The organism is Streptomyces luteosporeus, from assembly GCF_039532865.1.
Classification (GTDB): Bacteria; Actinomycetota; Actinomycetes; order Streptomycetales; family Streptomycetaceae; genus Streptomyces; species Streptomyces luteosporeus.
This window is the reverse complement of sequence record NZ_BAAASL010000084.1, coordinates 1-537: the sequence shown is the minus strand read 5'-3', so window position 1 is coordinate 537 and position 537 is coordinate 1. Positions and strand designations below refer to the sequence as shown.

Annotated in this window: 1 protein-coding gene; it reads left to right on the top strand. The window is 70.6% G+C overall.

Going from position 1 to position 537, the window contains the following annotated elements; translation table 11 throughout:
* A partial coding sequence (locus tag ABD361_RS30545) for a lytic transglycosylase (RefSeq protein WP_344440242.1) occupies positions 1–537 on the top strand: 537 nt, incomplete at both ends.

The window sequence follows — 537 nt, the reverse complement described above, 5'->3', positions numbered from 1 at the left end:
GCTATACCCGTCTGACCAAGACCCACAAGTTCATCGCTGCCGGCCTCACCGCCGCCGGCGCCACGGGTGTCGTGCTGGGCGTCGTCCCCGCCGCCACCGCCGCCACCCACGCACCCGTCAAGCCGGTCGCGTGGAACGCGGAGGCCTTCGGTCAGACCCAGGACGCCGAGCTGGCCAAGACCGCTGACGCCGCTGCCACCCAGGCCACCACCGACGCCCAGGCCAAGGTCAAGGCCGCCGCCGATGCCGCCGCCAAGGCCAAGGCGGATGCCGAGCGCAAGACCAAGGAGCAGGCCGCCTCCCGCGCCCAGGCCCGCACCGCCCTCAAGCCCACCGCCAAGCCCGCTGCCGCCAAGCCGGCCGCCCCCGCGCCGAAGGCCTATGCGGACAACCTGGACGGCTGGATCACGCAGGCTCTGGACATCATGAAGTCCAAGAACATCCCGGGCTCCTACGAGGGCATCAAGCGCAACGTGATGCGTGAGTCCACCGGTAACCCGCGTGCGATCAACGACTGGGACGTCAACGCCGTCAACG